This window comes from Pseudomonas sp. SH10-3B (assembly GCF_019891415.1).
Lineage (GTDB): Bacteria > Pseudomonadota > Gammaproteobacteria > Pseudomonadales > Pseudomonadaceae > Aquipseudomonas.
The window spans coordinates 75,518-100,078 of sequence record NZ_JAFLXD010000025.1; the positions used below are offsets into that span (position 1 = coordinate 75,518).

Genomic DNA, 24,561 nt, shown 5'->3' on the forward strand with positions numbered 1-24,561 from the left:
CTTAGTGATTAACCGCCCCACTCGCCCCCAGGCCAGTCTGCGAACGCACAAACTGCGGGAAGTACAGCGCACGCTCTTTCTCTGCCGCCGCCGACTTGTCGGTGATGGAGAAGAACCAGATGCCGACGAACGCGATGATCATCGAGAACAGCGCCGGGTACTCGTACGGGAAGATGGCTTTTTCGTGATGCAGGATCGAGACCCAGATGGTCGGACCCAGGATCATCAGGCCCACGGCACTGATCAGGCCCAGCCAGCCGCCAATCATCGCGCCACGGGTGGTGAGGTTTTTCCAGTACATGGAAAGCAGCAACACCGGGAAGTTACAGCTGGCAGCAATCGAGAACGCCAGGCCGACCATGAACGCAATGTTCTGGCTTTCGAACAGGATACCCAGACCAATCGCCAGCACGGCCAGGGCGATAGTGGTGATCTTCGATACGCGAATCTCATCCTTCTCGTTGGCCTTGCCTTTCTTGATCACGCTGGCGTACAGGTCATGGGACACCGCCGAAGCACCGGCCAGGGTCAAACCGGCAACCACTGCCAGGATGGTGGCGAAGGCCACAGCCGAGATGAAGCCCAGGAAGATACTGCCGCCCACCGCGTTGGCCAGGTGCACCGCCGCCATGTTGTTACCGCCGAGCAAGGCGCCTGCAGCATCCTTGAACGCCGGGTTGGTGCTGACCAGCAGGATCGCGCCGAAGCCGATGATAAAGGTCAGGATGTAGAAGTAGCCGATGAAGCCAGTGGCATACAGCACGCTCTTACGCGCTTCCTTGGCGTCACTTACAGTGAAGAAGCGCATCAGGATGTGCGGCAGGCCGGCGGTACCAAACATCAGTGCCAGGCCCAGGGAGAATGCGGAAATCGGATCTTTCACCAGGCCGCCGGGGCTCATGATCGCCTCACCTTTAGGGTGAACCTTGATCGCCTCGGAGAACAGCATGTTGAAATCGAAGTTGACGTGCTTCATCACCATCAGCGCCATGAACGAGGCACCGGACAGCAACAGCACCGCCTTGATGATCTGCACCCAAGTGGTCGCCAGCATGCCGCCGAACAGCACGTACATGCACATCAGGATCCCGACCAGGATCACCGCCACATGGTAGTCGAGGCCGAACAGCAGCTGGATCAGCTTGCCCGCACCCACCATTTGCGCGATCAGGTAGAACGCCACCACCACCAGAGAACCACAGGCCGACAGGCTGCGGATCTGGGTTTGCCCAAGGCGATAGGACGCCACGTCGGCAAAGGTGTACTTGCCCAGGTTACGCAGGCGCTCGGCGATCAGGAACAGAATGATCGGCCAGCCCACCAGGAAGCCAATCGAGTAGATCAGGCCGTCGTAGCCAGAAGTGAACACCAGCGCGGAAATACCCAGGAAGGACGCGGCCGACATATAGTCGCCGGCAATCGCCAGGCCATTCTGGAAACCGGTGATCTTGCCGCCGGCCGCATAATAGTCGGCCGCCGACTTGTTGCGCTTGGACGCCCAATAGGTGATGCACAACGTCGCGCCGACAAACGCCACGAACATCAGGATCGCTGCGATATTCAGCGGTTGTTTGTGCACTTCACCGGTCAATGCATCCGCCGCCCAAACAGCGGGTGCAAAGACCGAAGCGCCGAATACAGCCAATAGACGACGGATCATTGCGCAGCCTCCTTGAGAATCGCATTGTTCAGGTCGTCGAATTCGCCGTTGGCGCGTCGCACATAGATGCCGGTGAGGACAAAGGCCGAGACAATCAGCCCGACACCGATGGGGATGCCCCAGGTGATGGATGAGCCGGGGCTGAGTTTGGCCCCCAGTATTTGTGGCCCGTAGGCGATCAACAGGATGAAGCCGGAGTACAGCCCTAGCATGATCGCCGAGAGAATCCAGGCGAACCTTTCCCTTTTTCTCACCAGCTCCTTGAAACGCGGGCTGTTTTGAATCGAGAGGTAAATGCTGTCGTTCATTGTTTTTATCCTCGCAGCACAGCTTTTTTATTATTGGAACGTATCCACTGTATGCGGCTGCGGAACAGGTTCCAGACGACCTTAGTATTAGACGGAGTGTAGCGAGGGATTGGGAGGGCGCAGAAACATTTGCGGGTGACGAAAATAATGTGGGAGGGGGCTTGCTCCCGATAGCGGTGAACCCGTCAGATCATTGACGACTGACACACCGCAATCGGGAGCAAGCCCCCTCCCACAGGGGTTGTATCAAGGCATTGGGGGGGGGTTATTTACCGGTCCACTCGGCTACACGCTCAGGGTGCTTGGCGACCCAGTCCTTGGCCGCTGCATCAGGCTTGGCACCTTCTTGGATAGCCAGCATGACTTCGCCGATTTCGTCCTTGGAGGCCCACTGGAACTTCTTCAGGAAGGCCGCGACTTCCGGCGCTTTCTTCTCCAGGCCCTTGCTGCCGATGCTGTTGACGGTTTCAGCAGCACCATAAATCCCTTTTGGATCGTCCAGGAAACGCAGTTTCCACTTGGCGAACATCCAGTGTGGCACCCAGCCGGTGACCGCAATGGATTCCTGTTTGTCTTCGGCACGGGTCAGCTCGGCGATCATCGCCGCACCCGAACTGGCTTGCAGCTTGTAGTCGAGGCCGTACTGCTTGATGGCTTCGTCGGTCTTGAGCATCACGCCTGAACCGGCGTCGATGCCGACGATTTTGTTCTTGAAGGTGGTGTCGGTCTTGAGGTCTTCGATGGACTTGGCCTTGACGTACTCCGGCACGATCAAGCCGATTTTCGCATCCTTGAAGTTGGGGCCGTAGTCGACCACCTTGTCCTTGTTCTTGGTCCAATACTCGCCATGGGTTACCGGCAGCCAGGCGGAGAGCATGGCATCGAGCTTGCCGGTGGCCACGCCCTGCCACATGATCCCGGTGGCGACCGCTTGCAGTTTCACGTCATAACCGAGCTTTGCCTTGATAACCTCTGCCGCCACGTGCGTGGTGGCAACGCTGTCGGACCAGCCATCTACATAGCCGATGCTCAGGGTTTTGCTGTCGGCGCTGGCCAGTGTGGAGCTCATCGCAACTACCAGAGTGGCAGCTGCGCCCAAGAGTCGTCGCATCTTCATCGTACTTCCCCGAAAGTGCTGCGCCCGACGGATGTCGAGCGACGTCAACCTGTTGTTAGGTGGTGCGCCGCGCCCCCTTCACGCGCATCGATCCGGCTGCTGCGACATCAGTGGAGTGCTGACACGTCGATCATCAACCTGCCGGGTCCTTCGACCTGCTCTGTCAGCGACCTTGTGCAAGCAAGAAACGACATCACATCGCCAGTAGGACTTTTTGTAGGAATTAACCCCACAATCCCGCCCGAACTTTGCATGTCAAAATTATGCAGCCACACTGGGATAGCGCAAATCCGGGTAAGATGCGCGCCTTTGCTCCCCCAGATAAGCCGACCATGCCCGCAACTGCCCGCTTCCCTGCCCTGCCCTATTGCTTCGCCCTGATCCTTGGCCTGCTGGCCCTTGTCGGCTACTGGTATGGCCTCGGCCGCCCGGTGGTGCTGCCCGATGTGGCCAGTGCCAGTCACAAGCTGCAATGTGCGTCGTACACACCGTTCGACAAGGACCAATCCCCCTTCGATCAGCCGCTCAAGCTGCGCCCCGAGCGCATGGACGCCGACCTGGCCTTGCTGGCCACCCGCTTTGAGTGTGTGCGCACCTACACCATGATCGGCCTGGAAGCCTTGCCGGACATGGCACGCAAACACGGCCTGAAGGTGATGGCGGGCGCCTGGGTCAGCAGCGACCCGGTCGCAACCGAAAAAGAGGTCGACCAACTGATCGCCTCGGCTAACGCCAACCCCGATGTGGTCACCTCGGTGATCGTCGGCAACGAAGCCCTGCTGCGCAAGGAAGTCACGGCCACGCAATTGGTGACGCTGATCCATAAAGTCAAAAGCCAGATCAAGCAACCGGTCACCTATGCCGACGTCTGGGAGTTCTGGCTGCAGCACCCGGAAATCGCCCCGGCGGTAGACTTCCTGACCATCCACCTGCTGCCGTACTGGGAAGATGACCCCTCCGGCATCGACCAGGCCCTCAAGCATGTGGGTGATGTGCGCCAGACTTTTGGCAACAAATTCGCACCCAAGGATATATTGATCGGCGAGACCGGCTGGCCCAGCGAAGGCCGCCAGCGTGAAACCGCAGTGCCGAGCCGGGTCAATGAAGCCAAGTTCATGCGCGGTTTCGTGGCCATGGCCGAAGCCAATGGCTGGCACTACAACCTGATCGAAGCGTTTGACCAGCCGTGGAAGCGCGCCAGCGAAGGTGCCGTGGGCGGTTACTGGGGCCTGTTCGATGCCGATCGCCAGGACAAGGGCATCCTCGCCGGACCGGTGACCAACGTGCCGTACTGGCCGCTGTGGCTCGGGGTGGGCGGGATTATCCTGCTGGGCACGCTGGTGCTCGGTGGCCGCGTTCGCAGCACTCGCGCCGCTATGGCCCTGCCGCTGCTGGGTGCAGTGGCGGCCTGTTCCATCGGCACCTGGGCTGAACTGACCCGCGTGACCGCGCGTTTCAACGATGAATGGGTGTGGGCAGGCTTACTGCTGGTGTTGAACCTGCTGGTGCTGGCTCACGCGGCCCTGGCCCTGAGTGCCCGTGAAGGCTGGCGCGAACGGCTGTTCAACTGGCTGGAACAACGCGCAGGCTGGCTGGTGGCAATCGCCGGGTTTGCGGGTGCAGTAATGATGCTGGCACTGGTGTTCGACCCACGCTACCGCAGCTTCCCGAGTGCGGCATTGCTGCTGCCGGCCTTGGTCTACCTGGTTCGCCCGGTGACCGGGCCGCGCCGGGAGATTGCGCTGTTGACCTTCATCATCGGGGCCGGCATTGCGCCGCAGCTGTACCGCGAAGGCCTGTTGAACCAGCAGGCGTGGGGTTGGGCGCTGGTCAGTGGGTTGATGGTGGTGGCTTTGTGGCGGTGCTTGCGGATGCGCAAGGCTTAAGACCGCTATCGGGGTGTAGAACCCCTCCCACATGAGAACGCATTCCAAAGGTGGGAGGGGGCTTGCCCCCGATTGGCCTTATCAGGCGCCCCGCGGCTGCCTGACCAACCGCAACCCCGCAATCACCACCGCAAACACCGCAAAGGTGGTGTTGTACAACGCCAGTGCCGGAAAGCCGAACACCAGCCCCAGCACCGCCAAGCCCCAGCCCGCACGACCCGGCACGAAAAACGCGAGTACCGAGGTCACCAGCGCGGCCCAGCCCAGCACCTTGAAGTGAATCATCAAGCCCAAGTTCGAACGCACCTGACACTCCCAGCGGCTGGCCTCGTCGACGCAGATGCCGACCCACCGCCCGTCTTCCATAAAACCGTAACGTGCGGCATAGCTGGCAGCCAGCCATAACGGCAGGGCAATAAGCAGCAGAATCAACGGCAAGCGGCGGGACATGGAGCACTCCGATAGGCAAAAACGGCGCTCAGCTTAATGCCCCGGCCACCGTTAGCAAGGTGCATACACACAATTAGTGTTCACTAATGCATGGCAAAGTGTATCTTCTCGCTGCTATCACCCCGATTCTGACGTTATTTTCCGACTTTTCGTGCCGAGAGCTGGCACTTCGGTGGCAACGCGGTGGTCATAGCCTGCGAACTTCATTAAGCACGTTTCCTCTTAGGGATTAAGTCATGCTCCGTTCCTTGCGCTGTGCTGCTCTGCTGGGCAGCCTTTTTTTGAGTGCGTCAGCACTGGCCGTCGATATCGACCAAGCCAGCTATGGCTACCCTTTGACCAACCCGTTCGAAGCGACCATCGCCACTACGCCGCCTGACCTTCGGCCCAAACTGCCGGCCGATGACGAGATCAACCAGTCCGACTACACCCTGAACATGCGCCCCGAGCGCGAGTTCAGCCTGCCGGACAATTTCTGGGCGGTGAAGAAACTCACTTACCGCATCGCCAAGCAGGATCGTGCCGCGCCGCTGATCTTCCTGATCGCGGGCACCGGTGCGCGCTTTGACAGCAGCATCAACGAATACCTGAAAAAACTGTATTACCAGGCCGGCTACCATGTGGTGCAACTGTCCTCGCCCACCAGCTTCGACTTCATCGCCTCGGCTTCGCGCTTCGCCACCCCCGGTATCAGCCAGGAAGACGCCGAAGACATGTACCGCGTGATGCAGGCCGTGCGTGCCCAGAATGCTTCGCTGCCGGTGACCGACTTCTACCTCACCGGCTACAGCCTCGGCGCGCTGGATGCGGCGTTTGTCAGCAAGCTCGACGAGACCCGCCGCAGCTTCAACTTCAAGAAAGTGCTGCTGCTCAACCCGCCGGTCAACCTCTACACCTCGATCACCAACCTCGACAAGCTGGTGCAGACCGAGGTCAAGGGCATCAACAACACCACCACGTTCTATGAACTGGTGTTGAACAAGCTGACCCGTTACTTCCAGCAAAAGGGCTACATCGACCTTAACGACGCCCTGCTCTACGACTTCCAGCAATCCAAGCAGCACCTGACCAACGAACAGATGGCCATGCTGATCGGCACCTCGTTCCGCTTCTCGGCGGCCGACATCGCCTTTACTTCGGACCTGATCAACCGCCGTGGCCTGATCATCCCGCCGAAGTACCCGATCACCGAAGGCACCAGCCTTACGCCGTTCCTCAAGCGTGCGCTGCAATGCGACTTCGATTGCTACCTCACCGAACAAGTGATCCCGATGTGGCGCGCCCGCTCCGACGGCGGCAGCCTGTTGCAACTGGTTGACCAGGTCAGCCTGTACGCCCTCAAGGACTACCTGCACGCCAGCCCGAAAATCGCCGTCATGCACAACGCCGACGACGTGATCCTCGGCCCCGGCGACCTCGGTTTCCTGCGTAAAACCTTCGGCGATCGCTTGACCGTCTACCCGCTGGGCGGCCACTGCGGCAACCTCAATTACCGCGTCAACGCCGACGCCATGCTGGAGTTTTTCCGTGGCTAAATATCTTTTGCTGCTTGCCGCCCTGATGTGCGCAGGCGTTGCCAATGCCGATAACAGCAAGGCCCACGCGCCCGTGGTGATGGACTCCGACGGTTTCAAGGAGCCGCTGAGCAAGCTCAAGTTCAACCCCGGCCTGGACCAGCGTGAATTCGAGCGCTCGTCAGTCAACGCGCTGAATGTGTATGACCCGCTGGAGTCGTGGAACCGCCGCGTGTACCACTTCAACTACCGCTTCGACCAATGGGTGTACCTGCCCGTGGTCGACGGCTACAAATACGTGACCCCAAGCTTCCTGCGCACCGGCGTGAGCAACTTCTTCAACAACCTGGGCGATGTGCCCAACCTGTTGAACAGCCTGCTGCAACTCAAAGGCCACCGCTCCCTGGAAACCACCGGACGCCTGCTGCTCAACACCACCGTCGGCATCGCCGGCCTGTGGGACCCGGCGACCGCCATGGGCCTGCCGCGCCAGAGCGAAGACTTCGGCCAGACCCTGGGCTTCTACGGCGTACCCGGCGGTGCCTACCTGGTGCTGCCGATCTTCGGCCCGTCGAACCTGCGCGACACCGGCGGCTTGCTGGTGGACTACACCGCCGAGTCGCAGATCAACTTCCTGAACGTCTCCGAAGTCAGCTCCAACCACCCGGAAATCTGGGCCCTGCGCGCGGTCGACAAGCGCTACCAGACCAGCTTCCGCTACGGTCAGATGAACTCGCCGTTCGAGTATGAAAAGGTGCGCTACATCTATACGGAATCACGCAAGTTGCAGATCGCCGAGTAAACGCCGCCGACAAAAAAGGCCATTCAAGTGAATGGCCTTTTTTTGTGCCGGCGATTTAAGCCTTCAGTGCTTTCCAGGCCTTGCCCACCCCACTGACCAGCGCCAAGACCAGCGCCCCCGCAATAATCCCCGCTACCGCATTGAGCAAGGTCGGCATCAACCACGCCACCGCACCCGCGCTCTGGCTCACCGATTCAATCCAGTGATGCACCGCCGGCACGCCGTGAGTCAGGATGCCACCGCCGACCATGAACATCGCCGCCGTGCCGATCACCGACAGGCTCTTCATCATGTACGGCGCCGCCCGCAGGATCCCGCCACCGATACTGCGAGCCATCTGGCCAGGCTTCTGGGTAAGCCACAGGCCCAGGTCATCCAGCTTGACGATGCCAGCCACCAGCCCGTAGACGCCGATGGTCATGACGATGGCGATGCCCGACAGGACAATCACTTGCTGCATCAACGGCGCATCGGCCACGGTGCCGAGGGTGATGGCGATGATTTCCGCAGAGAGGATGAAGTCGGTACGAATAGCGCCTTTGATCTTGTCCTTTTCAAAGGCCACCAGATCAGTAGCCGGGTTCGCCACAGCTTCAACCAGCTGCGCATGGTCGGCCTGGACTTCAGCCTTGCTGTGCAGGAATTTATGCGCGAGCTTCTCGAAGCCTTCGAAACACAGGTAGGCGCCACCGAGCATCAACAACGGTGTGACGGCCCAAGGGGCAAAGGCGCTGATCAACAGCGCAGTGGGCACCAGGATCAACTTGTTGATGAAGGACCCCTTGGCAACGGCCCACACCACCGGGATTTCCCGCTCGGCACGCACGCCGGAAACCTGCTGGGCGTTGAGCGCCAGGTCATCGCCGAGCACGCCGGCGGTTTTCTTGGCGGCCATCTTGGTCATCAGGGCGACATCGTCGAGGACGGTGGCGATGTCGTCGATCAACATCAGCAAACTGCTTCCTGCCATGAAACGCACTTCCGTAAGAGAAAAGATGACGCGAGCATAGCGCGGCGCAAGGCGTTGCGGACACATTGTTGAGGCTCGCGGATAGCCGGTGCTAACATGCCCGACCGCCTGCACTGGCAAGGAAAACCCTGGTTTATGAGCACCATTCGCGAGCGCAACAAAGAAAAGATCCTGCGGGCGGCGAGCGAGGAGTTTGCCGACAAGGGCTTCGCCGCGACCAAAACCAGCGACATCGCCGCCAAGGCCGGGCTGCCCAAGCCCAACGTCTATTACTACTTCAAGTCCAAGGACAACCTCTACCGCGAGGTGCTCGAAAGCATAATCGAGCCGATCCTGGCGGCGTCCACGCCGTTCAACCCCGAGGGTGAACCTTCGGTGGTGCTGAGCAATTACATCCGCTCGAAAATCCGCATCTCCCGCGACCTGCCCTTCGCCTCCAAGGTGTTCGCCAGCGAAATCATGCACGGCGCGCCGCACCTGAGCGCCGATCAGGTCGAACAACTCAACGCCCAGGCCAAGCACAATATCGACTGCATCCAGAGCTGGGTGGATCGCGGGTTGATTGCAGCTATCGACCCTAATCACCTGATGTTCAGCATCTGGGCGGCGACGCAGACGTATGCGGATTTCGACTGGCAGATTTCGGCGGTGACCGGCAAAGCCAAGCTGGATGACGCCGATTATGAAGCGGCGGCGCAGACGATTATTCGGTTGGTGCTCAAGGGCTGTGCGCCGGACTGATGCACCGAGGTGCCTGTGCCGATCGGGAGCAAGCCCCCTCCCACATTTTGAACTGCGAACACGGTCAACAGTGTGGGAGGGGGCTTGCTCCCGATGAGGCCCTTCCAGTCACACACGACTTAAGCTGACACCCCCGCATCCGCCATCAACCCCATCCCCTCGATCGCCGTGATCGCACACTGCTCATCGATATCCGACGTGTCCCCGCTGATCCCGATTGCCCCCAGTACCACCCCGGCCTGATCCCGAATCAACACCCCACCCGGTGCCGGCACCACGCTGCCCTGCCCCAGGCTGTTCAACGCCGCGATAAACGCCGGCCGTTGCTGTGCGTCCAGTGCCAGCAGGCGCGAGCCCTTGCCCAGCGCAATCGCGCCCCAGGCCTTGCCGATGGCGATCTGCGGGCGCAGCAGGCTGGCGCCGTCTTCGCGCTGCAGGGTGATCAAGTGGCCGCCGCTGTCGAGGACCGCGATGGTCAGCGGCGCGGCTGAAATCGTGCGGCCGGCGCTGAGGGCCTGGCTGGCCAGTTGGGTGGCAATCTTCAAGGTTAAAGCGCTCATGGTGCCGTCCTTCTTTTGTTATTGGGAAAGCGGTGGAGGTCTGTTTGATCAGATGCCCGATCAAACAAATAGAACACAATGACATTTAATTTTGTATACAATATTTTCGCACAAAGGCTCCATACGTCGAAAAAAGCCGTTCCGACCAACGCAAAGGCCAATCAATAAAATGGATTGACCTGCGCCGTCCGCCGTGAATACACTTTGGCCAGACACCACTTGTATACAATTACAAAACGCAAGAGGCACCAAAATCATGAGCAAAATGAGAGCAATCGAAGCCGCCGTCCTGGTCATGCGCCGTGAAGGCGTGGACACCGCCTTCGGTATCCCAGGCGCTGCGATCAACCCGCTGTACTCGGCCTTGCAGAAGGTGGGTGGCATCGATCACGTCCTTGCTCGCCACGTTGAAGGCGCCTCGCACATGGCCGAGGGTTACACCCGCACCAAGGCCGGCAATATCGGCGTGTGCATCGGCACCTCGGGCCCGGCGGGCACCGACATGGTCACCGGCCTCTACAGCGCCTCGGCGGACTCGATCCCGATCCTGTGCATCACCGGCCAGGCGCCACGGGCCCGCATGCACAAGGAAGACTTCCAGGCCGTGGACATCACCAGCATCGTCAAGCCGGTGACCAAGTGGGCGACCACCGTCCTCGAACCGGGCCAAGTGCCGTACGCGTTCCAGAAAGCCTTCTATGAAATGCGCTCCGGCCGCCCTGGCCCGGTGCTGATCGACTTGCCGTTCGACGTGCAGATGGCCGAGATCGAATTCGACATCGACGCCTACCAGCCGCTGCCACTGGCCAAGCCATTGGCCACGCGCATCCAGGTCGAAAAGGCCCTGGCCCTGCTGGATCAGGCTGAACGCCCGTTGCTGGTGAGCGGTGGCGGTGTGATCAACGCCGACGCCAGCGAGCTGCTGGTGGAGTTCGCCGAACTGACCGGCATCCCGGTGATCCCGACGCTGATGGGCTGGGGCACCATTCCCGACGATCACCCACAGATGGTGGGCATGGTCGGCCTGCAAACCTCCCACCGCTACGGTAACGCGACGCTGCTCAAGTCCGACGTGGTGCTGGGGATCGGTAACCGTTGGGCCAACCGCCACACCGGTTCAGTGGAGGTGTACACCGAAGGCCGTAAATTCATTCACGTCGACATCGAACCGACGCAGATTGGCCGCGTATTCACCCCGGACCTGGGCATCGTGTCCGACGCCGGCTCCGCGCTGACGATGTTCATTGAAGTGGCCCGCGAGTGGAAAGCCGCCGGCAAGCTCAAGGACCGCAGCGCCTGGCTGCATGACTGCCAGCAGCGCAAGGCGACCCTGCACCGCAAGACCCACTTCGACAACGTGCCGGTCAAGCCGCAACGGGTCTACGAAGAGATGAACCAGGTGTTCGGCAAAGACACCTGCTACGTCAGCACCATCGGCCTGTCGCAGATTGCCGGCGCGCAATTCCTGCATGTGTACAAGCCACGCCACTGGATCAACTGCGGCCAGGCCGGTCCGTTGGGCTGGACCATTCCTGCGGCGCTGGGCGTGGTCAAGGCCGACCCGAGCCGCAAGGTGGTGGCGCTGTCCGGCGACTATGACTTCCAGTTCATGATCGAAGAGCTGGCCGTGGGCGCGCAGTTCAAGCTGCCGTACATCCATGTAGTGGTGAACAACTCCTACCTGGGACTGATCCGCCAGGCCCAGCGCGGGTTTGAAATGGACTACTGCGTGCAGTTGTCTTTCGACAACCTCAACGCGCCGGAGCTGAACGGTTATGGCGTCGACCACGTCGCAGTTGCAGAAGGCCTGGGTTGCAAGGCCCTGCGCGTGTTCGAACCGGGACAGATCGCGCCGGCGTTGCGCAAGGCCGAACAAATGATCGACGAGTTCAAGGTGCCGGTGATCGTCGAGATCATTCTGGAGCGCGTGACCAATATTTCCATGGGCACCGAAATCAACGCCGTCAACGAATTCGAAGACTTGGCCCTGGTCGGCAACGATGCACCGACTGCCATTTCCCTGCTCGATTAAGGAGAACCCTATGCCGCGCTTTGCCGCCAACCTGTCCATGCTGTTTACCGAGCAGGACTTTCTCGCTCGCTTCAAAGCCGCTGCCGATGCCGGTTTCCAGGGTGTCGAGTACCTGTTCCCCTACGAATTCAGCTCGGCTGACATCAAGGCCCAGCTCGACGCCCACGGCCTGACCCAGGTGCTGTTCAACCTGCCGGCTGGTGACTGGGCCAAGGGCGAACGCGGCCTGGCGTGCCACCCGGACCGGGTCGAGGAATTCCGTGCTGGGGTCACGCTGGCCATCGCCTACGCCCAGGTGCTGGGCAATACCCAGATCAACTGCCTGGCGGGGATTCGGCCGCAGGGTGTGGATGATGAAACCGTGGAAAAGACCTTTGTCGCCAACCTCAAGTACGCCGCCGACAAGCTGCAAGCAGTAGGCATCAAGCTGGTCATGGAAATGATCAACACCCGCGACATTCCGGGCTTCTACCTCAACAACACCGCCCAGGCCCTGTCGATTCGCGAACAGGTGGGCAGTGACAACCTGTTCCTGCAGTACGACATCTACCACATGCAAATCATGGAAGGCGATCTGGCCCGGACCATGGCCGCGCACCTGGGGGAGATCAACCACATCCAGCTGGCGGACAACCCTGGGCGCAATGAGCCGGGAACGGGGGAGATCAACTACCGCTTCCTGTTCGAACATCTGGACCGCATCGGTTACCAGGGTTGGGTCGGCTGTGAGTACAAGCCGTTGACCACCACTGAAGCGGGTTTGGGCTGGCTTAAAACCCACAATGCTATCTGACCGACACCACACAAAACCCTGTGGGAGGGGGCTTGCCCACTCCCATATAAGAAGAGGATTTCATCATGGCTAAAATCGGATTTATCGGCACCGGCATCATGGGCCAACCCATGGCCGCGAACCTGCAGAAAGCCGGTCATCAACTGTTTCTTTCCGAGCACCACGGCAAGGCACCGGCCGAGCTGATCAGCGCCGGCGCAGTCGCCTTGGCCAACCCGCAGCACGTCGCCCAGGAAGCCGAGTTCATTATCGTCATGGTTCCCGACACGCCGCAGGTCGACGACGTGCTGTTTCGCGCCGACGGTGTAGCGGCGGGCCTGTCGCCCAACAAGGTAGTGATCGACATGAGCTCGATCTCCCCCACCGCCACCAAAGCGTTTGCCGCCAGGATCAATGAGACCGGCGCGCAGTACCTGGATGCACCGGTGTCCGGCGGCGAAGTCGGCGCCAAGGCCGGGACCTTGAGCATCATGGTCGGTGGCGAGCCGCAGACCTTCGAACGTGCGCTGCCGCTGTTCCAGAGCATGGGCAAGAACATCACCCTGGTGGGCGGCAATGGCGACGGCCAGACCGCCAAAGTGGCTAACCAGATCATCGTCGCGCTGAATATCCAGGCAGTGGCCGAAGCGCTGCTGTTCGCCGCCAAGAACGGCGCCGACCCGGCCAAGGTGCGTGAAGCGCTGATGGGCGGCTTTGCCTCGTCGAAGATCCTCGAAGTGCATGGCGAACGCATGATCAAGGGCACCTTCGATCCGGGCTTTCGCATCAACCTGCACCAGAAGGACCTCAACCTGGCCCTGGCCGGTGCCAAGGAGCTAGGGATCAACCTGCCGAACACCGCCGGCACCCAGCAGGTATTCAGCACGTGCGCGGCGATTGGCGGCGGGAATTGGGACCACTCGGCGTTGATCAAGGGGTTGGAGCATATGGCGAACTTCTCGATTCGAGATAAATAACCCCCCTTTGAAATGGCTGCACCTCTAATAACAAAAATACCCGGGAGCCCGCTTATGTCGGTCGATCCGCAACACCTGCTTCGCGAGCTGTTTGCCACAGCCATCGACGCCGCCCACCCCCGGCACGTCCTTGAACCCTACCTGCCCGCCGACCGCAGCGGCCGTGTGATCGTGATCGGCGCGGGCAAGGCGGCAGCCGCCATGGCGCTGGTCGTCGAGAAAAGCTGGCAGGGCGAAGTCTCGGGCCTGGTGGTCACCCGCTACGGCCACGGCGCCCCTTGCCAGAAAATCGAAGTGGTCGAAGCCGCCCACCCGGTGCCCGATGCCGCCGGCCTTGCAGTGGCCAAGCGCGTGCTGGAATTGATCAGCAACCTGGGCGAAGACGACCGCGTGATCTTCCTGCTCTCCGGCGGCGGCTCGGCACTCCTGGCACTGCCTGCCGAAGGCATCAGCCTGGCCGACAAGCAGGCCATCAACAAAGCCCTGCTCAAATCCGGCGCCACCATTGGCGAGATGAATTGCGTACGCAAGCACCTCTCGGCGATCAAAGGCGGTCGGCTGGCCAAGGCGGCCTGGCCGGCGACGGTCTACACCTACGCGATTTCCGATGTGCCGGGCGACCAGGCCACGGTCATCGCCTCCGGCCCCACGGTCGGCGACCCGAGCACTTCGCAACAGGCTCTGGCAATCCTCAAGCGCTACGGCATCGATGCCCCGGCGTCCGTGCGCAGCTGGTTGCAGAACCCGGCCTCGGAAACCGTCAAGCCCGGCGACCCGGTACTCGCCCGCAGCCACTTCCAGTTGATCGCACGCCCGCAGCAATCCCTGGAAGCGGTCGCGGTGAAAGTCCGCCAGGCCGGTTTCAGCCCGCTGATCCTCGGCGACCTGGAAGGCGAAGCACGGGACGTGGCCAAAGTGCACGCCGGCATCGCACGGCAAATCGTGCAGCACGGCCAGCCGCTGGCGGCGCCGTGCGTGATCCTCTCGGGGGGTGAAACCACCGTCACCGTGCGCGGCAACGGCCGTGGCGGGCGCAACGCCGAATTCCTGTTGAGCCTGACCGACAGCCTCAAAGGCCTGCCCGGCGTGTACGCCCTGGCCGGCGACACCGACGGCATCGACGGTTCGGAAGACAACGCCGGCGCGATCATGACGCCGAGCAGCTATACGCGTGCCGAAGCCCTGGGCCTGTCGGCCAGCGACGAGTTGGATAACAACAACGGCTACGGCTACTTCGCCGCGCTCGACGGCTTGATCGTTACCGGGCCGACCCGCACCAACGTCAATGACTTGCGCGCCATCCTGATCCTTGAGACTGCCAACCATGACGCCTGACAAGAAGGTCAAGATCCTCGCCACCCTGGGCCCGGCCACCGACGGTATCGATGACATCCGCGAGCTGGTGCAAGCCGGGGTGAATATCTTCCGCCTCAACTTCAGCCACGGCGCGCATGCCGATCACGCCCAGCGCTACCACTGGATTCGCCAAGTGGAGCGCCAGCTCAATTACCCGCTGGGCATTCTCATGGACCTGCAAGGGCCGAAGCTGCGCGTCGGAACGTTTGCCGAGGGCAAGGTGCAACTGGTGCGTGGTCAGGCCCTGCGCCTGGACCTGGACCCGACGCCGGGCGACCAGCGCCGGGTCAACCTGCCTCACCCGGAAATCATCGCCGCCCTTGAACCGGGCATGGACCTGCTGCTCGACGACGGCAAACTGCGCCTGCGCGTGATCACCCGGCATGCCGATGCCATCGACACCACCGTACTGAATGGCGGCGAGTTGTCCGACCGCAAAGGCGTCAACGTCCCACAAGCCCTGCTGGAACTCAGCCCGCTCACCGCCAAGGACCGCCGCGACCTGAGCTTCGGCCTGGAGCTGGGCGTGGACTGGGTGGCGCTGTCGTTTGTGCAGCGCCCGGAAGACATCCGCGAGGCCCGCGAGCTGATCGGCGACAAGGCGTTCCTGATGGCCAAGATCGAGAAGCCTTCGGCGGTACAACGCCTGCGGGAAATCGCCGAGCTGAGCGACGCGATCATGGTTGCCAGAGGCGACCTGGGCGTGGAAGTGCCGGCCGAGAGCGTGCCGCAAATCCAGAAAGACATCATCAGCACCTGCCGCCAGTTGGGCAAACCGGTGGTGGTGGCGACGCAGATGCTGGAGTCCATGCGCTTCTCGCCGGCGCCGACCCGCGCGGAAGTGACGGATGTCGCCAATGCCGTGGCCGAAGGCGCGGATGCGGTGATGCTGTCGGCGGAGACCGCGTCGGGCGAGTATCCACTGGAAGCCGTGCAGATGATGAGCAAGATCATCCGCCAGGTGGAAAACGGCCCGGACTACCAGACCCAACTCGACGTCAGCCGGCCCAAGGCCGATGCCACGGTGTCGGACGCCATCAGCTGCGCGATCCGGCGCATCAGCAGCATCCTGCCGGTGGCGGTGCTGGTGAACTACAGCGAGTCGGGCAGCTCCAGCCTGCGCGCGGCGCGGGAGCGGCCGGTGGCGCCGATCCTCAACCTCACGCCAAACCTGTCCACGGCACGCCGCTTAAGCGTGGCGTGGGGCGTGCATTCGGTCGTCAATGATCGACTGAGGCAGGTGGATGAGGTGTGTTCCACCGCGCTGGAGATTGCCCAGGCCCAAGGCATGGCGCAGCGCGGGGATACGTTGGTGATTACCGCCGGGGTGCCGTTCGGGCAGTTGGGGTCGACCAACTCCTTGCGTATAGAGACGCTGATCTAGCGCCTGTAGAGGCCCCATCGGGGGCAAGCCCCCTCCCACATTGGACTGCATTCACACATCCAACTATGTGAACCCAATCAAGTGTGGGAGGGGGCTACACCCCGATGGAGACAACTCGGCCCCACTGACTCACTAAACATGCACAACCCAACCTGCCCCGACTGGGCCGAAGCCCTGCTCAACGGCTTCAGCCAGATCTTCCTGCAACGCCATCCGCTGTGCGGTCTGCTGTGCCTGTTGGCGATCCTGGTCAGCGCCCCTGCCTTGCTTGGCGGGGCGCTGCTGGGGGGTGTCGCCGGGTTGCTCACGGCCCAGCGGCGCGGCTATCCCAAGGCCGAGCGCCAGGCGGGTCTCTATAGCTACAACGGCGTATTGCTGGGCCTGTTGATCAGCCAGCATTTCGCCTGGTCGGCGTTGTTGCCGCCGCTGATCCTGGCGTGCGGTGGCTTGAGTGCAATGCTTACGCGGCAGTGGTTGAAACACGCCAGCCAACCTGATGACTTGCCTGCCTACACCGCGCCCTTTGTCGGCCTGGGCTGGCTGCTGCTGAGCACTGTCCCGCACAGTGCCTCGGCCCTGGGCGAGCCTGACACCCTGGCGGTGCTCGGCGCGCCATTCAGCGGCCTGGCGCAAATCATGCTGCTGAACCAGCCGCTGGCGGGCGCGCTGATTGCCCTCGGCCTGTGGTTGGCGAACCGCCGCGCCGCAGTCTGGGCCGTGATCGGCGCCGGCAGTGGCGTACTGATTGCCTTGCTGCTCGACGAAACCACCGCCGCCCTCCTCGGCCTGCACAGCTACAACCCGGCTCTCGCGGCCCTGGCGCTGAGCCAGGCACGGCGCCAACCGTGGCTGCCGCTGCTGGGCATCCTCCTGGCGATCTTCCTCACTCCAGGCTTTGCCGCCCTGCATCTGCCTGCACTGACCGCGCCGTTTATCCTCGCCTGCTGGCTGGTACGCGCCGGCGCCCGAATACTCAGGAAACCGCGCATGGACAGCCCCTTCGAATCCCCCTAGGCTTGCTCGATATTCGATTCAGGCGGGCTTTATGGACAGCAACAACGATTGGCGTCAGCGGCTCTACGTCATGGTTTTTCAGAGCGACACCGTCGCCGGGCGACGCTTTGACGGCATCCTGCTGTTGATCATCCTCGCCAGCCTGGTGATCGTGATGCTCGACAGCATCGACCAGATCCACCAGAACTACGCCGATGTGCTGGCCTACATTGAATGGGGCTTCACGCTGATCTTCCTGATCGAGTACGGGTTGCGCCTGTACTGCTCGCCCAAACCGCTGCGCTACGCCTTCAGCTTTTACGGGTTGGTGGATTTGCTCGCCATCGTGCCCGGCATCCTTGCGCTGTATTACAGCGACGCGCAGTACCTGCTGATCATCCGCATCATCCGCATGCTGCGGATTTTCCGCGTGCTCAAGCTCAGCCCGTACCTCAAGCAGGCCAACTACCTGATGGCGGCGCTGCGCGGCAGCAAGCAGAAGATCGTGGTGTTCCTGGTGAGCGTGTGCACCCTGGTGACGGTGTTCGGCACCTTGATGTATGTGATCGAAGGGCCGGAGCACGGCTTCACCAGTATCCCCAAGGGCATCTATTGGGCGATCGTGACGCTGACCACCGTGGGCTTTGGCGATATCGTGCCCAAGACGCCGTTGGGCCAGGTGATTTCGTCGCTGGTGATGATCACCGGTTACTCGATCATTGCCGTGCCCACGGGGATTTTTACTGCCGAACTGGCCAGCGCCATGCGCGGTGAACAACTGCAACACGACTGCCCGGTGTGCAGGAAAAACAGCCACGAGCCCAACGCGGCGTTCTGTTCGCGCTGTGGCAGCGCTCTTTTTAAGAAAGTGGAATAAGCAAAGTTCTTTTTAATCTTTAAGCGACTAAGTGCCCCCGACTATAGTCGCTGGCAATGTGCCTCCCCTCTTCTCCCGAACAACAAGGAATGAGCAGTGAAAAAACTCGTAAGCGCCTCTCTCCTGGCCGCCGGCCTTGCCCTGGCGGGCGCCGTCCAGGCCGCCCCGGTCACTCTGCTCAACGTCTCCTACGACGTGATGCGCGACTTCTACAAGGACTACAACGCCGCCTTCCAGAAGCACTGGGAGGCCGAGCACCCGAACGACAAACTGACCCTGCAGATGTCCTTCGGCGGTTCCAGCAAACAAGCGCGCTCGGTGATCGACGGCCTGCCGGCTGACGTGATCACCATGAACATGGCCACCGACATCAACGCCCTGGTCGACAACGGCAAACTGGTGCCGGACAACTGGGTCACCCGCCTGCCGAACAACAGCGCGCCGTTCACCTCGGCCACCGTATTCATCGTGCGCAAGGGCAACCCTAAAGCCCTGAAAGACTGGCCGGATCTGCTCAAGGATGGCGTGCAAGTGATCGTGCCCAACCCGAAAACCTCGGGTAACGGCCGCTACACCTACCTGTCGGCCTGGGGTTATGTGCTCAAGAACGGCGGCGATGAAGACAAGGCCAAGGCGTTTGTCGGCAAGCTGTTCAAACAGGCGCCAGTGCTGGACACCGGTGGTCGTGCCGCCACCACCACGTTCATGACCAACCAGATCGGCGACGTGCTGGTGACCTTCGAGAACGAAGCGGAAATGATCGCGCGTGAATTCGGCCGTGATCAGTTTGAAGTGATCTACCCAAGCGTCTCCGCCGAAGCCGAGCCGCCGGTGTCGGTGGTGGACAAAGTGGTCGAGAAGAAAGGCACCCGCGTCGCGGCTGAGGACTACCTGAAGTACCTGTGGTCGCCTGAAGGCCAGGAAATCGCCGCCAACAACTACCTGCGCCCACGTGATCCGAAGGTGCTGGCCAAGTACACCGACCGCTTCCCGAAAGTCGACTTCCTGTCGGTGGAGAAGACCTTTGGTGACTGGCGCACCGTGCAGAAAACCCACTTCAATGATGGTGGCGTTTTCGACCAGATCTACAGCGGCCAGTAACCCGACCTGACTGAATGAACTCGGTCAACATGTGGGAGGGGGCAAGCCCCTTCCCACATTTAGATCTGTATGTTGCAGTTACATCGGCGGTGTCACGCCGTCCTTGCCGGCTGAGATGGCTTGGGCAGTGATTTTCCCATCCGCCCCCTGCGCCGCAAACAACACCACCTTCACCCCCGGCTTGAGCAAGCTGCGGTCTCCCGGTTCCAGGTTGACGATCGGCACATCCTCCGGCACCACGATCTTCTGTTCGCCGCCTTTGTATTTCACGGTCAACGTCCGCCCTTTGCTGACCACCAGGTCGCCGACGGTGCCGTTGGTCATGCTGCTGCCTTCCTTCAGGTCAAACGCCCGATGCCCGTCGCCCGTGCCGGCCATGGCCGGTGGGAACACATGCACTTCCAACGCCGTCAAGGTGCCGTCGGCGTTGGGCATGGCGGCCGAGCCGATGTAGCTGCCAGGTTTGATTTCATCGATCTTGGCCAGGGTAACGGCGCGCACCTGGGTGTCCTTGGTCAGGTGCACGGTGACGTCTTCACCGCTGTTGACCTTGACCTGCATCGCATCACCGTCCATCGCGGTGATTGCGCCGCGTACCCCCACACGCGGGCCATCGGCGGCATTCGCCAACCCTATGGCCATCGCGGCAGCGAGACTTGAAGCCAGGAGCATCTTGTTCAACGTGATTTTCATGTGATCGGATTTCCCGTTTCGGCAGTTGTGTCTGAATGTATCATCAGCCGGCATAAGTGATATCACCGCAAGCGGCCTACTCGCCGTTGAGTCTAGTGTTTACTCTCGCTCGCCATCTTCCTTCGCTTTTATGAGAACACCATGAATGCTACCCCACACGCTACAAGCACCATGACCCGCGGGATGGTGATGCTGTTTGCGTTTTGCTGCGGCGCCATCGTCGCCAACATCTACTACGCCCAGCCGATCATCGAACTGATCGCACCGGACATCGGCCTCACACCGGCCATGGCTAGCCTGATCGTGTCGCTGACGCAGATCGGCTATGCCCTCGGCCTGTTCTTCCTGGTGCCTTTGGGTGACCTGCTGGAAAACCGCAAGCTGATGATCATCACGACCGTGGTGGCGATTGCCAGCCTGCTGGGCGCGGCCTTTACCGAACAACCGAACCTGTTCCTGCTGGTGTCGTTGCTGATCGGCTTCAGTTCGGTGTCGGTACAGATCCTGATCCCGCTGGCCGCGCACCTGGCGCCTGCCGAGTCCCGGGGCCGGGTCGTCGGCAGCATCATGGGTGGCCTGTTGCTGGGTATCCTGCTGGCGCGGCCAGTGTCCAGCCTGGTGGCGGACCATTTTGGCTGGCGCGCGATGTTCATGGCCGCCGCCGCATTGATGGCGCTGATCAGCGTGGTGCTGATGCTGACCATCCCTAAGCGCCAACCCGACCACAGCGCCAGCTACGGCCAGCTGTTGCGCTCCCTGGGCACCCTGCTGCGTGAACAACCGCTGCTGCGCCAACGCGCGTTTTACCAAGGTTGCATGTTCGCCACGTTCAGCCTGTTCTGGACCGCCGCGCCGCTGGAACTGGTGCGCAACCACGGCCTGAGCCAGACCCAGATCGCAATCTTCGCCCTGGTCGGTGCCATCGGCGCCATTGCCGCCCCCATCGCCGGCCGCCTGGCCGATGCCGGCCACACCCACCGCGCGTCGCTGCTGGCCATGGTCTTTGCGGTATTGAGCTTCCTGCCAGCCTTCGTGCACCCGCTGTACAGCGTCATCGGCCTGGCGGTGACTGGCGTGGTCCTGGACTTCTGCGTGCAGATGAACATGGTCCTCGGCCAACGCGCCATCTACGCCCTCGACGCCAACAGCCGCAGCCGGTTGAACGCGCTGTACATGACCAGCATCTTCATCGGCGGCGCGTTCGGCTCGGCGATTGCCAGCAGCGTGTACGAACACGGCGGCTGGCTGGGCGTGATGCTGGTGGGCAGTGCGTTCCCGCTGGTGGCGTTGTTGCGGTTCCTCAGTGCGTCGCGGCAAACGGCTGTCGCCACCGCTTAAGAACGCACCAACTTCTCCAAAGCCGCATCCGCCAGAAATGACGAGCGGCTTTTGACCTTGTGCTCGCGCACATACCGGTCGATGCGCTGGATGACATAGCCGGGCAAGGTCACATTGACCTTCTCGGTCTTGCCCAGATAGGGGGAGATGTCCAGCTCCAGCATGCCCCAACCCATCCCCGCATAGTCTTCGTGGGCGTGATGATTGGCCACCGACGTTGGCATCGGAATCACCCCACCCTCTGCGGCGATCTCCTGCAGCAGGATGTGCGCGACTTCCACGGCGGCGTTGTAAGCCTCTTCGAAACTGTCCCCGGCAGTGACGGCGCCTGGAATATCGGGGATCTGGATACCGGTGGCGGTAAAGTCATCGCCCCATTCGATACAGATTGGGTATTGCATGAATGCTCTCCTTAAAACTGAAACAGCCCAGCGCGTTTCCTGATGCTTCTGATGGTGCCCAAGGGCAGATCCTTATTCGGATGCGGCACCGGTATCGTGTAAGGGTTATAGCGGTGGGTAAAAATATGATGACTGCCGGTGACCCGATCCAGCACCCAACCCGCCTCTTGCAGCTCCTTGATCAATAGCCTGCCTTGCCCCCCTGCCTCCTTGGCTTGGCCTGAATAAAAGTAACCCTAGAGTTATCTTTACTCAAGCACAGAATGAGTCAGCCTGACTGGCGGTTGTTTTGCGCCACGTTGAAAACCGCCGATGGATGACCCTCCCCGGGCATTACCCTTGGGGCCACCCGGATGTTTGCGTAGGAGCTGGCCAGCGGCGGGGTCAAGACGGTACTCACCGATTGGGAATTGCCGCGCGACATTCCCCACCAGGCGCCTGGCCAGTGCCAAGGCGCGGGCGTTTGTGGAGCAGCTGTTGAACCGTTAAATCACGCGGTTATCCCACACGGTGACGGGGCACAGGCCGCGCATCACCGGTGCCGAGCAAGGTCAGGCGAACGCCGAGCGCCCCTGGCCCAAGCAACACAGCAGGCGTTCGACCGTGTGTTCCAGTGGGCCGGAGTTATCCAGCACGAAAAGCCCCGATCCATTGCCGGCGATCAGTTCGGCGGTGAACCGTGCATTGCGCGCCAGCCGCTCCTCAATATCCGCCAAAGACTCACGGCCTCGCGCGATTAACCGCTGGCGCAAGACGGCTTGATCCACCGTCAGCAACAGCACCAACACGTCCGGGTAGCGCGCGCGGGTCTGCGCCAGGTGCGCGCGGGAGCCGTTGACCAGTACGTCCTCCCCTGCCGCCAACCATTCGTCGATGACCTTGGGAATGCCATACGACAAGCCGTTGGCCTGCCAACTGAGGGCAAACGCACCGTCGGCCTGCATCACCGCGAATTGCTCCGGGCTCACGCCCTGGGCCGCTTCGCCCACCGCTTCCGCCGAGCGCGTGATGACGCGGCGCACAATGCGGCAACCGCGCTCGGCCAAACGCGGGCGTGCGGCGTCCAACAGGCTGTCCTTGCCCGAACCCGATGGCCCGATGAGATAGATCAACCTGCCCACCATCAAAACACCTTCTTCGCCTGTCGCCAGACGTGTTGCATCACAGGAAGCCCGTCGCAGCTGCGGGCCTGTACCGCGCGCAGCCCCATGGCGATCTCACCGCGATCAGCCAGTATGCGGACGGCGGCCACATTACCGGAGTGCGGGCCACCACGCACCCCGTTCGACGCGCCCATCAACACGTTCATGTTCAGCGCCTGGCAGCTGCACAAGGCTTGATGCGTGGTGAGGGTGTTGTGAAAGATTGATAGGCGTCTGGGGGTTGCCTACCCGAACAATCCTACAGCCAGTAGTAAAGCACGTACCTAGGGTATTACTCCCGATCCCTCTCCCCGCAACGGAGACGAAAAAGTGCCTGACTCGATAGCCGCGCAAGTACATGACACCGCTCGAACAGAACAATCCAAGGAGGACGTATTCTTTGCCCTGCTCTCCGGGCTGGCCGGCTTGCACTCGGCCATGTCAGTGATCAGCCTGGCCAGGAGTTACATGAAGGTCTGCGAACAAAGCGGGTTGAAACTCAACCCTTACTTTGTCAAAAACGGAAACTGCGGCCCCTCGCCGAAAACCCAAAGGATGCTTGCACACCGTAAATTGAAGGGCCTGGGGGTTGGCGCAACCGGGGTGACAGTGCCGGCGCTGAGTCCGTCCATATCGCCTGTTCCCATGCCGTTCTATGCGGTCAGGCATGCATCGGCCACGGCCTCGACCGCGATACATCTGCGCCAGCTGTCCAAATTGCTGGCGGCTTATCAACCCTTCGCTGCCGGCGACGAGCAAGTCAGCGACGCGATCAAATGGCTGCAACTGGCCATTGAGGTCAAGCTCAAGAAGCTCGCCTTTCGAGGCACAGAGATGGCCGTGTCGACCACCTCGACCTTGCTATCATTTACGGGCATCGGCCTGGTCGGGAAAATCCCGCTCATTATGGTCAGCTTCCAACTCGAACTGGCCCGGCTCATGGTCAGCGACCGATACGCTGCCCTGTGCAAGGTGGCGGCCATGGAGTTGCACTGGGCGGCCTTTCTTGAACAGAACCCCAGTGCCGCAGATATGCCCCAAGCCAGCCTCGCCGGCTTGTCCCGAACCGATCAGATCAAGCAGCTTGAACAAAGAAAGATGCAGCTCGGCGCGGCGATCACCACCCAGCTGCGAAGCCAGGCACTCAACGCCCGGACCGGCAATACCGGCTTGGGTCCTGCCACCTTGATCATCAAAGAGATCATGGCGAAACATACGCTCCAGGGGCAGTTCTTCGCCGGTCATGATTATTTAGCCATGATCCAAGAGCCGGCGGGGTGGAATGCTATCGCGGCGAAATTGATGAACATATAAGCAGAGGCGCCGGGGGCGATTGTTCAGATGATTGAGATTGCGTAGTTGTTGGTGCCGCGCAGATCCACTGTGGGAGGGGGCTTGATCTGGTCAAGTAATCTTGGACACCGATTAAGGTTCACGCCGCCAACCTTTCCTCCGCAATTGGCGACCGATAGTCGTTGTAGCTGTGA

The 24,561-nt window shown here is 61.3% G+C and carries 24 protein-coding genes and 1 pseudogene; 14 read left to right on the top strand and 11 right to left on the bottom strand.

What is annotated here, in order from left to right; translation table 11 throughout:
- Position 1 precedes the first annotated feature (1 nt).
- From J1G35_RS18985 to J1G35_RS18995, 3 genes are all read right to left on the bottom strand, one after another.
- Entirely contained in the window at positions 2-1,660 is a 1,659-nt protein-coding gene (locus J1G35_RS18985; protein WP_053130522.1) for a cation acetate symporter, read from the bottom strand.
- Positions 1,657-1,968, bottom strand: coding sequence for a DUF485 domain-containing protein (locus tag J1G35_RS18990; RefSeq protein WP_024074297.1), 312 nt, complete (start codon positions 1,966-1,968; stop codon positions 1,657-1,659). The genes J1G35_RS18985 and J1G35_RS18990 overlap by 4 nt, the downstream gene beginning before the upstream one ends.
- A gap of 265 nt (positions 1,969-2,233) precedes the next feature.
- The gene (locus J1G35_RS18995; RefSeq protein ID WP_053130525.1) at positions 2,234-3,085 is read right to left on the bottom strand and encodes a glycine betaine ABC transporter substrate-binding protein; all 852 of its coding nucleotides are present in this window, start codon (positions 3,083-3,085) and stop codon (positions 2,234-2,236) included.
- A gap of 332 nt (positions 3,086-3,417) precedes the next feature.
- Between J1G35_RS18995 and J1G35_RS19000 the strand changes: the two genes are divergently transcribed.
- Positions 3,418-4,971, top strand: a complete 1,554-nt coding sequence (locus J1G35_RS19000; protein ID WP_223015719.1) for a glycosyl hydrolase family 17 protein — start codon at positions 3,418-3,420, stop codon at positions 4,969-4,971.
- 81 nt (positions 4,972-5,052) lie between these two features.
- On the opposite strand, the gene J1G35_RS19005 is transcribed toward J1G35_RS19000, so the two are convergent.
- On the bottom strand, positions 5,053-5,421 hold the full coding sequence (locus J1G35_RS19005; protein WP_053130531.1) for a hypothetical protein: 369 nt from the start codon (positions 5,419-5,421) through the stop codon (positions 5,053-5,055).
- A 236-nt stretch (positions 5,422-5,657) separates the two neighbouring features.
- On the opposite strand from J1G35_RS19005, the gene J1G35_RS19010 reads away from it, so the two are divergent.
- Positions 5,658-6,956, top strand: a complete 1,299-nt coding sequence (locus J1G35_RS19010; RefSeq protein WP_053130534.1) for a serine/threonine protein kinase — start codon at positions 5,658-5,660, stop codon at positions 6,954-6,956.
- Positions 6,949-7,737 carry a VacJ family lipoprotein gene (locus J1G35_RS19015; protein ID WP_053130537.1) on the top strand — a complete coding sequence of 263 codons (789 nt, stop codon included), beginning with the start codon at positions 6,949-6,951 and terminating at the stop codon, positions 7,735-7,737. The genes J1G35_RS19010 and J1G35_RS19015 overlap by 8 nt, the downstream gene beginning before the upstream one ends.
- A 55-nt stretch (positions 7,738-7,792) precedes the next feature.
- On the opposite strand, the gene J1G35_RS19020 is transcribed toward J1G35_RS19015, so the two are convergent.
- Positions 7,793-8,707: a DUF808 domain-containing protein gene (locus tag J1G35_RS19020; RefSeq protein ID WP_223015720.1), complete on the bottom strand. Its 915-nt coding sequence runs from the start codon at positions 8,705-8,707 to the stop codon at positions 7,793-7,795.
- A gap of 135 nt (positions 8,708-8,842) precedes the next feature.
- Here J1G35_RS19020 and J1G35_RS19025 point away from each other — a divergent pair, with 135 nt between their 5' ends.
- Complete coding sequence (locus J1G35_RS19025; RefSeq protein WP_223015729.1) at positions 8,843-9,448, top strand: TetR/AcrR family transcriptional regulator; 606 nt, start codon at positions 8,843-8,845, stop codon at positions 9,446-9,448.
- Positions 9,449-9,567: 119 nt separating this feature from the next.
- On the opposite strand, the gene J1G35_RS19030 is transcribed toward J1G35_RS19025, so the two are convergent.
- Positions 9,568-10,008, bottom strand: coding sequence for a heme-binding protein (locus J1G35_RS19030; protein ID WP_053130547.1), 441 nt, complete (start codon positions 10,006-10,008; stop codon positions 9,568-9,570).
- Positions 10,009-10,264: 256 nt separating this feature from the next.
- Here J1G35_RS19030 and gcl point away from each other — a divergent pair, with 256 nt between their 5' ends.
- From gcl to J1G35_RS19070, 8 genes are all read left to right on the top strand, one after another.
- On the top strand, positions 10,265-12,040 hold the full coding sequence (gene gcl / locus J1G35_RS19035) for a glyoxylate carboligase (protein WP_223015721.1): 1,776 nt from the start codon (positions 10,265-10,267) through the stop codon (positions 12,038-12,040).
- A gap of 10 nt (positions 12,041-12,050) precedes the next feature.
- Positions 12,051-12,833 (top strand): hydroxypyruvate isomerase, encoded by a 783-nt coding sequence (hyi, locus tag J1G35_RS19040; RefSeq protein WP_053130553.1) that lies wholly within the window; start codon positions 12,051-12,053, stop codon positions 12,831-12,833.
- A 65-nt stretch (positions 12,834-12,898) separates the two neighbouring features.
- Positions 12,899-13,789 carry a 2-hydroxy-3-oxopropionate reductase gene (locus J1G35_RS19045; RefSeq protein WP_223015722.1) on the top strand — a complete coding sequence of 297 codons (891 nt, stop codon included), beginning with the start codon at positions 12,899-12,901 and terminating at the stop codon, positions 13,787-13,789.
- A gap of 54 nt (positions 13,790-13,843) precedes the next feature.
- Positions 13,844-15,124, top strand: coding sequence for a glycerate kinase (locus J1G35_RS19050; protein WP_223015723.1), 1,281 nt, complete (start codon positions 13,844-13,846; stop codon positions 15,122-15,124).
- A complete protein-coding gene (gene pyk, locus J1G35_RS19055) occupies positions 15,114-16,529 on the top strand; it encodes a pyruvate kinase (protein ID WP_223015724.1) in 1,416 nt (471 codons plus the stop codon). Before J1G35_RS19050 ends, pyk begins: the two co-directional genes overlap by 11 nt.
- 138 nt (positions 16,530-16,667) lie before the next feature.
- On the top strand, positions 16,668-17,543 hold the full coding sequence (locus J1G35_RS19060) for an urea transporter (protein WP_223015725.1): 876 nt from the start codon (positions 16,668-16,670) through the stop codon (positions 17,541-17,543).
- A gap of 31 nt (positions 17,544-17,574) precedes the next feature.
- The gene (locus J1G35_RS19065; RefSeq protein WP_053130565.1) at positions 17,575-18,399 is read left to right on the top strand and encodes an ion transporter; all 825 of its coding nucleotides are present in this window, start codon (positions 17,575-17,577) and stop codon (positions 18,397-18,399) included.
- Positions 18,400-18,495: 96 nt separating this feature from the next.
- Complete coding sequence (locus J1G35_RS19070) at positions 18,496-19,500, top strand: sulfate ABC transporter substrate-binding protein (protein WP_053130569.1); 1,005 nt, start codon at positions 18,496-18,498, stop codon at positions 19,498-19,500.
- Positions 19,501-19,578: 78 nt separating this feature from the next.
- Here the strand turns inward: J1G35_RS19070 and J1G35_RS19075 are convergent, their stop codons facing one another.
- The gene (locus J1G35_RS19075; RefSeq protein WP_053130572.1) at positions 19,579-20,193 is read right to left on the bottom strand and encodes a DUF5666 domain-containing protein; all 615 of its coding nucleotides are present in this window, start codon (positions 20,191-20,193) and stop codon (positions 19,579-19,581) included.
- A 141-nt stretch (positions 20,194-20,334) separates the two neighbouring features.
- On the opposite strand from J1G35_RS19075, the gene J1G35_RS19080 reads away from it, so the two are divergent.
- Complete coding sequence (locus J1G35_RS19080; RefSeq protein WP_223015726.1) at positions 20,335-21,531, top strand: MFS transporter; 1,197 nt, start codon at positions 20,335-20,337, stop codon at positions 21,529-21,531.
- On the opposite strand, the gene J1G35_RS19085 is transcribed toward J1G35_RS19080, so the two are convergent.
- From J1G35_RS19085 to J1G35_RS19100, 4 genes and pseudogenes are all read right to left on the bottom strand, one after another.
- Positions 21,528-21,932 (bottom strand): type II toxin-antitoxin system HicB family antitoxin, encoded by a 405-nt coding sequence (locus tag J1G35_RS19085; protein WP_053130578.1) that lies wholly within the window; start codon positions 21,930-21,932, stop codon positions 21,528-21,530. The genes J1G35_RS19080 and J1G35_RS19085 overlap by 4 nt on opposite strands.
- An 11-nt stretch (positions 21,933-21,943) precedes the next feature.
- Positions 21,944-22,117, bottom strand: a complete 174-nt coding sequence (locus J1G35_RS19090; protein ID WP_223015727.1) for a type II toxin-antitoxin system HicA family toxin — start codon at positions 22,115-22,117, stop codon at positions 21,944-21,946.
- Between the two features lie 366 nt (positions 22,118-22,483).
- Positions 22,484-23,056: a phosphonate metabolism protein/1,5-bisphosphokinase (PRPP-forming) PhnN gene (gene phnN / locus J1G35_RS19095; protein WP_223015728.1), complete on the bottom strand. Its 573-nt coding sequence runs from the start codon at positions 23,054-23,056 to the stop codon at positions 22,484-22,486.
- A pseudogene (locus J1G35_RS19100) lies at positions 23,056-23,280 on the bottom strand (alpha-D-ribose 1-methylphosphonate 5-triphosphate diphosphatase); the annotation flags it as partial. The gene phnN and the pseudogene J1G35_RS19100, both read right to left, overlap by 1 nt.
- 124 nt (positions 23,281-23,404) lie before the next feature.
- Between J1G35_RS19100 and J1G35_RS19105 the strand changes: the two are divergent.
- Positions 23,405-24,388: a hypothetical protein gene (locus J1G35_RS19105; protein ID WP_172681455.1), complete on the top strand. Its 984-nt coding sequence runs from the start codon at positions 23,405-23,407 to the stop codon at positions 24,386-24,388.
- Positions 24,389-24,561: the final 173 nt, after the last annotated feature.